This window comes from Erysipelatoclostridium sp. DFI.2.3, assembly GCF_019132535.1.
Taxonomy (GTDB): domain Bacteria; phylum Bacillota_I; class Bacilli_A; order Erysipelotrichales; family Erysipelotrichaceae; genus Clostridium_AQ; species Clostridium_AQ innocuum.
On the sequence record NZ_JAHOOJ010000032.1, the window covers coordinates 23,220 to 30,727 of the forward strand.

The following is a 7,508-nucleotide window of genomic DNA, read 5'->3' on the forward strand; positions in this document are numbered from 1 at the left end:
TTCTTTTTGTGACTGGTTTGTGATTTTTATGCTTTATCATGTAAGTCAGGAGGTGAAATCATGAGAATCAAAAAATCGACGGTATTTCTGACAATGTTCGTTTTATTATTGGCTTTTACCGGTTGCCAGAATGAAAGCTCCAGTACTGACGAAAATAAACAAACGAAGAGCACAGCAAGTGATAAGGTTATTTATAACCAAAAAGACTTGCAAAACCCTCAAAAATTAGAAATTTCAGAAGATGGAACTGTTGAAATGGAAATAAAGAGTATGACTGAACCAGATAATATTCTCCCAGAAAATAAATCTATTTTTCTTTCTATTACATCAAAGAAAGATACAGATGTTTCTTTGCAATATACTTATGATACATATGGAAAAGAGGGGGCATTGTTTTGTTGCGAATTAAAAGAAAAGAATGGTGTTAAAACTACATTAGAGCCTTTATCTTCTTTCTACTTGTCTCAAACTTCTGAAGAAAACTACAAAGAAACATGGTTGACAAATGGCGTGTTTTTGAAAAAAGGGGAAAATGTGTTTTATTTGAATGGTAAAGACCAAACATTTCCTTATCGTATGATACTTAAAGTAACTTTTTTTGAACCAGAAAAGATAGATAGCGTTATTCTTTATCCGATAGAAAAATAAGGAGGACTTGATTATGAAAAATGTGATTGTCAAAACACAGGCTTTAAAAAAATATTACCAAACAGGGAATCAGACCGTAAGAGCATTAGATGGTGTGAATTTTGAAGTTGCTGAACGAGAATTTGTTTCTATCGTCGGAAAATCAGGTAGTGGAAAAAGTACGCTTCTACATATGATTGGTGGATTAGATACGCCCAGCAGTGGAACTGTTATTGTTGATGGACTAAATCTTGAAACATTAAATTCGGAACAACTTGCTCTTTTCAGAAGAAGAAAAGTAGGATTTATTTTTCAGCAGTATAATCTAATACCCGACTTGAATGTGTATGATAATATTACTTTTCCTCTTGAGTTAGATGGTACGCAAATTGATAAAGATTTTATTCAGGAACTATTGGAAACATTAAATATCTCGGATAAACAAGAAATGCTCCCTGCAATGTTGTCTGGTGGAGAACAACAGCGTGTAGCGATTATACGAGCTTTAGCAACAAAACCTGCGATTATCCTTGCAGACGAGCCAACAGGAAATCTTGATACTTCTACCAGTCATGATGTAATCGGATTATTGAAAATGTTAAGTAGACAATATCAACAAACATTGATTGTAATTACACATGATAATGATATTGCACAAATGGCGGACAGAATTGTTCAGATTGAGGACGGAAAAATATCAACTAAAGGAAGTGATTTCCATGTTAGCGAATAATAATGAGGCAATCATCAATAAACTTGCAAAAAACAGCGTTAAAACAAATAAGAAGCAATATGCAATTTTGTTTTTCACAATAATATTATCTGCATTTATGCTTTTCTGTGTATTTACAATCGGTATGACTTATCTGAATTCGAGTAGATTGCAGAACACACGCTTAAATGGAGCTGAATATGATATTGTAACTATGAACGGTTTTACATCAGAGCAACTTAATACTTTACAGCAAAACGAGAATATACGGAGCGTAGGTATAGAATCCTATGCTGGATTTATCCAAAGTACAGAGTACGATAAGACTGTTGAAATTGGATTGTTATGGTGTGATGAAGTATTCTGGGATAATTTGATGTCGCCTGCCAGAACAAAATTAGATGGACACTATCCGCAAAATAAAAATGAATTGATGGTTACAAAAGATATTTTGAAAACCTGTGGAAATGAAAATCTGTCTGTCGGAGATAGTCTTATTTTAACTTATGAAAATAATACAGGTGTTTATACAGACGAATTTGTTATCAGTGGTATATGGGACGGTTATGGAGATACATCTGCTGGATTTGTGTCAAAAGCCTTTTATGACGAAACGGGATATGATTTAAAAAATAATGGAATCCTTTGCATAAAACTGAACTGTAACTATGTTTTTCCAACTACAATACAGTCCATAGAAAAATCTTTAGATTTCTCAGACAGGCAAATCTTTGCACCGACAGGTTATATCGAAAATTCTTTTAAGTTATTGCTTGGTATATGCGGTCTGGCTCTTGTTATATGTTTAAGTGCCTATCTTCTGATTTACAATATTTTGTATCTGTCTGTTTCAGGAAAGATACGATATTATGGATTGCTTCAATCTCTGGGTATGACAAAGAAACAGCTTGTTCGTTTCATAATTAAGCAAATGATACTTGTCGGAATATTAGGTATATTTATCGGAAATCTGTTGGGTATTATTTTATGTATGAAATTAGTTCCTTATATTCTCGGAATATTAGGTATATCGACTGGAAATATGACATTGCAGTTTAATCCAGTGATTTTAATTGTAAGTATTGTTGTGACTATTTTTTCTATTATTCTGGGAATGAAAAAGCCGATTCAAATTGCAACAAAAGTTACACCGGTAGAAGCTACAAAATATAGAGAATGTATATCGAATGGTAAAAGGTATAAAAAGAAAAAAGGGGCTTTCTTCTGGAGAATGGCATTTGAACAATTTAAGAAAGATAAAAAGAAAACAGTTGTTGTCTTACTATCGCTGGCAACAAGTTTATCTGTATTTTATTGCCTTACAACGATCATAAGTAGTCAGGGAGAAAGAACGGTACTGCCTAACTACTGGAACGCCGATTTTATTGTTCAAAACCAGACACAAACCACAGAGGATATAAATTCTCTTAAACCAGCTATAGAGGATTCTTTTGTTGAAGAAATAAGAAAGCTGGACGGCATTAAAGACTTCCATCTTGTAGAGGGAACACCTATTATTTTCCCGTATGTGTTAAACAGTTTTTCTGATATGTGGATAACGAATTATATAGACAGAACACCTTATTTATCTTCTGAAGATGTTAAAGCAGATTATAAAGCGAATCCATCAAACTATTATGGTATGCTAATCGGTATTGATGAAGAACAATTTGATTATGTAAATCAATCACTGGATAATCCTATTGATAAACAAGATTTTCTGAATGGAGAAAGTTGTATTGTGCAATATGAAGGCTCTGAAATACCAAAAGAATATTTGAATCAGCGAGTTTTCTTTAATCTTCAAGGAAAGCAATATGAAATTACCGTTGAAGCTGTGTCGTATGACACACAGTACAGCGGAAGAGATATAGGTGCTTCGTTGATTGTAAGTCAAGACTATTTAAATAGCCTGATTTCTAAGCCGACAACATTAAATATGTATATTTACTATAATCAAAAATATGACGAAGTGTTAGAAAAAAAGATTACATCTCTTGTAGAGGATAGTCCATATAGTAATGACTTACACATTGAATCTCAATTTGAGAATATGAGAACAATTCAAGAATCGCAGGGAGAAATGATGGAAATAGGCACAATAATCGCTTTATTGCTTCTGCTGGTTGGAGTCTTAAATTATACAAATACAATCGCAAGCAGTATTCAGAATCGAAAATTAACATTTTCTGTTATGGAAAGTATTGGAATGTCCAAAAAACAGATAAATCAACTGTTAATTCGAGAGGGGGTTTTATATGCACTTTTCTCTGTATTTATTACATTGACGATTGGTTCAGTTATCACTTATATTTGCTTTGAATCCATGAATTATATGGAGATTCCATTTAATGTACCAGTGTTTCCTTTATTCAGTGCTATTATTCTTGTCATGCTGATATGTATGATAACACCTCTTCTATCCTATAAAAAACTTGCAGGAAATCGCTCTATCGTAGAACGATTAAGAGATTATGAATAGCTTTAAGTACAACCATATACACTCAAACACCAACTAACAACAGTACATCAAAAAATAAATTTAATAAGACATTTAAAGCTCGTATAGAACTATATGTTTTGTACGGGCTTTTTTCATACCTGAAAAAAATTAAATTTTTTCAAAAGAGGTCATTAAATCACACCTTTCATTCCCTATATGGTGCGGAAAGAGGGATAAACGCTTTTCAAATCATAGAGGAAAGGGGGTGAGATTGATGAAACCGTCTGACTTCCAGAAAACAGTTCAATGTCGCTTTGAAAGTTGTTTGAAGAAAGTTGTCCGTCATGTTGTAAAGGACTACCAGCAAGGATTGAAACGACGAAAAGATAAAGAAATTCCATTTTGTGAACTTCCAGAAATTTTCGTTGAAAATTTTGCTGTGTGGGACGATTACGAAACAGATTATACAATCTTTTCAGTATGTGGCATTGATATTCGTGTCCTTGATGATGAGCTGGCAGAAGCCTTGAAGAAACTTCCAGAAAGAAAGAGAAATACTTTGTTAATGTATTACTTCTTGGAAATGACAGAAAGTGAAATTGCCAACTTGCAAAAGATTACGCAAAGCGGTGTATTTAAAAACCGACATCATGCTTTGGAAACCATGAAAAAAATACTAAAGGAGAAGCAGTAAAATGAAGCAAACATTTAAGAAGCCGTCCTACTATTTGCTTTCACAAGCAATGGACGGGGACGAAAAAGCGATTGAAAAGATACTGGCATTTTATGACCCGTACATATCAAAGTGCTGTCTGCGTCCACTCTATGATGAATACGGCAATGTCTATATTGTTGTAGATATGGAGCTAAAAGGACTTATCCGAGAAGCACTTATCAAAATGATTTTAGGGTTTGATATTGCCTTAGAAATCGAAGAAGAATAAGCAGTTTTTAGCAGAGCATGATTTAATGTCCCCCTCTTTCCTGCTCTGCCCTGCTTTTATATGAAAGCAACACGCTTTCGCCACAGCTCTTTGACAACTGAATAAAGCAGACAGATACGTTTGTGAGATAGTGAGCCACGGGGACTGTACGCCACGACCTTTTCAAAAGAAAGCGAGCGACCCACGCAGTGATCCGAGAGCGACTGTTGGAAAAGTCGTTTTGCCACGACCTATCCTCACAGAATAATGATACGTCCGCATGGTGCGGTTCTGCCCACAAGAATGGGAATAGTTGAGATACTAACGGAGCTTTCCAAAGCCGTCTGCCTGCTTATATATAAGTAAAAACTGCTAAACAGCAAAGCAAAGGGGGTATATCTATTGAATGATTTAGGAAATAAGCAGACAACAGTATGTTCCGATTATTTGGAAGCGGTCAAGTCAATCAATACCGACAAGGCTCTTTCCAACACAGAACGTCTATCTGCCTGCATAGAGGAATTAAACAATCCCTACTGCTTCTTATGTGGTAAAACACTTGTAAAAGTCGTGTTTAACGAGGATGCTCCAACGCTTGATTTTTGCTTGATAAATTACTTCAAGAGCCTAAAAAGTTACTGAAAAAATGGGCGAAATATGGTATAATAAAAGAGTGATAAATGACTTTTCTAATAGGAGAAATCAATATGCCGAGAGTTAGAAAAGTTAAAAAATCAAATAGCAAAAATCACATGGTATGGAGAATTGCCGTATATATCCGATTATCAAAGGACGACGGCAACGACGAAAGTTTAAGTGTTACGAACCAGAAAAAGATTATCCGTGAATACTTGGAAAATTTCTTTGAAGAAGAATATATCCTTGTGGATATTTATATCGACGACGGTATCAGCGGTACAACTGATGACGCAAGAACTGAATTTATCCGCATGATTGATGATGTGAAAGCTGGTCTTGTGAATTGTATTATTTGCAAGACATTAGCACGAACATTCAGAAATTATGCAGATCAAGGTTATTATTTGGAAGAACTTTTTCCACTTTATAACACAAGATTTATCTGTCTGGGAAGTCCGTCATTTGACACTTACAAAAATCCAGAGTCGATTACAGACGGTATGGACGTTCCGATTACGGGATTGATGAATGACCGTTATTCAGCAAGAACTTCTAATGATGTTCGACGTACCTTTAATATGAAACGTCGTAATGGCGAGTTTATCGGGGCTTTCGCTCCTTATGGATATAAGAAAGACCCAACAAATAAAAATTGCCTTATCATTGATGAAGTCCCTGCACAAGTGGTACGGGATATTTACCGCTGGTATGTAGAGGACGGTATGAGTAAAATCGGTATTGTAAGACACTTGAACGAATTAGGCGTACCTACACCTATGGACTACAAACACAGTCAAGGCTTGAACCTCAAAACACCTAATCAAGCAAAGAATGACGGTATGTGGGGCATTTCAACGATAGCTAGAATTTTAAGTAATCGAATGTATATCGGAGATATGGTACAAGGGAAACAGCGAGTAATCAGCTATAAGGTTCATAAAGCGATAGCAACGCCAGAGAGTGAATGGTTTATCGTAGAGAATACTCACGAACCTATTATTGACAAAGTAACCTTTGAAATGGCACAGTCTTTATCTCAACGTGATACCCGTACTGCTCCTACAAAAAGAAATGTCTATCTGTTTTCTGGTTTCCTACGTTGTGCAGATTGTGATAAGAGCATGACAAAGAAAACCAACAAAAAGAACATGGCAAACGGAGAAACCAAAGAATATACTTATTATGTGTGTTCTACTTATGCTTTAAAAAATAAAGATAAGTGTAGCCGTCATAGCATTTCATTAGAAGATTTGACAGAAGCCGTACTCAATGCAATTCAAGTACAAATTTCTCTTGTTTGTAACATGGCAGAGGTAATCACAGAAATCAATAAGCAAGAAGCTGTATGTAACCAGTCCTTGCGATTGACAAAGCAATTACAAACCAAAGAACATGAGCTTGAAAAGATTACTAATGTCATAGACAATTTGTATATGGACTGGAAGTGTGGCGAGATTACCAGAGCTGAATATGTAAGAATGAAAGCCAAATTTGAAGCAAAGGCAGACAGCATGAAAAATGCGATTGTCAATCTTAAAGCCGAGATTGAGCTTTCCTCAAAAGGCGTAGGCAATAATGACCCTTACCTACAAATGTTCTTGAAACATAAGAACATAACCGAGTTAAACCGTGGAATATTAGCTGAATTGATTGATACAATCTATATCCACGAAAACAACGAAATTACAATTAAGTTTAATTTTGCAGACCAGCATAAAAGATTGTTAGACTTTATCTCAAACAATCAAAACACATCTAAAAAAGAGGGACGTGTTTATACACTACCCTCACTATCTAAATCTACATTAGCTGTTTAGCAATTTTTGTCTATATATCTATGCACCGTTCGGTCCGATAAACCCTACGATCTCATGATCCTGAATCGAAAAGCTCACATTTTTCAAAACCTTATGCTTTCCGAAGGATTTGCACAGATTTCTCACTTCAGCCCTTATCATATGTTCACTCCCTAACTTTTATAAAGTCATTGTAAATGGTTACAAAGGAAATTGCAATAGTATCTCTTTTTTTCAGAAAAAAAGGGGCTGTGACGAGTAAGAGAAATTAGTGTTTCTCTGAAAATCACAGCCTTTTTTATTATGATTTTTGTATTTTGGGTACACTGAAAACAACTTTTTGAGTGAATCTGGTTTTAGGCCCTTTT

Annotated in this window: 8 protein-coding genes; 7 read left to right on the forward strand and 1 reads right to left on the reverse strand. The window is 35.0% G+C overall.

The window, feature by feature from the left end; genetic code table 11:
• Positions 1 to 60: 60 nt before the first annotated feature.
• The 7 genes from KSZ58_RS20740 to KSZ58_RS20770 all read left to right on the forward strand — a co-directional run bounded on the left by KSZ58_RS20740 (position 61) and on the right by KSZ58_RS20770 (position 7,161).
• On the forward strand, positions 61 to 648 hold the full coding sequence (locus tag KSZ58_RS20740) for a hypothetical protein (RefSeq protein WP_009319964.1): 588 nt from the start codon (positions 61 to 63) through the stop codon (positions 646 to 648).
• Positions 649 to 661: 13 nt separating this feature from the next.
• On the forward strand, positions 662 to 1,360 hold the full coding sequence (locus KSZ58_RS20745; protein ID WP_009319965.1) for an ABC transporter ATP-binding protein: 699 nt from the start codon (positions 662 to 664) through the stop codon (positions 1,358 to 1,360).
• On the forward strand, positions 1,347 to 3,821 hold the full coding sequence (locus tag KSZ58_RS20750; RefSeq protein ID WP_009319966.1) for an FtsX-like permease family protein: 2,475 nt from the start codon (positions 1,347 to 1,349) through the stop codon (positions 3,819 to 3,821). Before KSZ58_RS20745 ends, KSZ58_RS20750 begins: the two co-directional genes overlap by 14 nt.
• Positions 3,822 to 4,056: 235 nt before the next feature.
• Complete coding sequence (locus KSZ58_RS20755; RefSeq protein WP_004613733.1) at positions 4,057 to 4,476, forward strand: RNA polymerase sigma factor; 420 nt, start codon at positions 4,057 to 4,059, stop codon at positions 4,474 to 4,476.
• Position 4,477: 1 nt separating this feature from the next.
• Positions 4,478 to 4,726, forward strand: a complete 249-nt coding sequence (locus tag KSZ58_RS20760; protein ID WP_004613734.1) for a helix-turn-helix domain-containing protein — start codon at positions 4,478 to 4,480, stop codon at positions 4,724 to 4,726.
• 381 nt (positions 4,727 to 5,107) lie between these two features.
• Complete coding sequence (locus KSZ58_RS20765) at positions 5,108 to 5,347, forward strand: DUF6870 family protein (RefSeq protein WP_009319967.1); 240 nt, start codon at positions 5,108 to 5,110, stop codon at positions 5,345 to 5,347.
• A 65-nt stretch (positions 5,348 to 5,412) separates the two neighbouring features.
• Positions 5,413 to 7,161: a recombinase family protein gene (locus KSZ58_RS20770; protein WP_009319968.1), complete on the forward strand. Its 1,749-nt coding sequence runs from the start codon at positions 5,413 to 5,415 to the stop codon at positions 7,159 to 7,161.
• Positions 7,162 to 7,179: 18 nt separating this feature from the next.
• Here the strand turns inward: KSZ58_RS20770 and KSZ58_RS23300 are convergent, their stop codons facing one another.
• Positions 7,180 to 7,302, reverse strand: coding sequence for a hypothetical protein (locus KSZ58_RS23300; RefSeq protein ID WP_269835598.1), 123 nt, complete (start codon positions 7,300 to 7,302; stop codon positions 7,180 to 7,182).
• Positions 7,303 to 7,508: the final 206 nt, after the last annotated feature.

Excerpts from the sequence above, each read along its gene's own strand:
- KSZ58_RS20740 (WP_009319964.1), top strand. The coding sequence starts at position 61 with ATGAGAATCAAAAAATCGACGGTATTTCTGACAATGTTCGTTTTATTA.
- KSZ58_RS20745 (WP_009319965.1), top strand. The coding sequence starts at position 662 with ATGAAAAATGTGATTGTCAAAACACAGGCTTTAAAAAAATATTACCAA.
- KSZ58_RS20750 (WP_009319966.1), top strand. The coding sequence starts at position 1,347 with ATGTTAGCGAATAATAATGAGGCAATCATCAATAAACTTGCAAAAAAC.
- KSZ58_RS20755 (WP_004613733.1), top strand. The coding sequence starts at position 4,057 with ATGAAACCGTCTGACTTCCAGAAAACAGTTCAATGTCGCTTTGAAAGT.
- KSZ58_RS20760 (WP_004613734.1), top strand. The coding sequence starts at position 4,478 with ATGAAGCAAACATTTAAGAAGCCGTCCTACTATTTGCTTTCACAAGCA.
- KSZ58_RS20770 (WP_009319968.1), top strand. The coding sequence starts at position 5,413 with ATGCCGAGAGTTAGAAAAGTTAAAAAATCAAATAGCAAAAATCACATG.
- KSZ58_RS23300 (WP_269835598.1), bottom strand. The coding sequence starts at position 7,302 with ATGATAAGGGCTGAAGTGAGAAATCTGTGCAAATCCTTCGGAAAGCAT.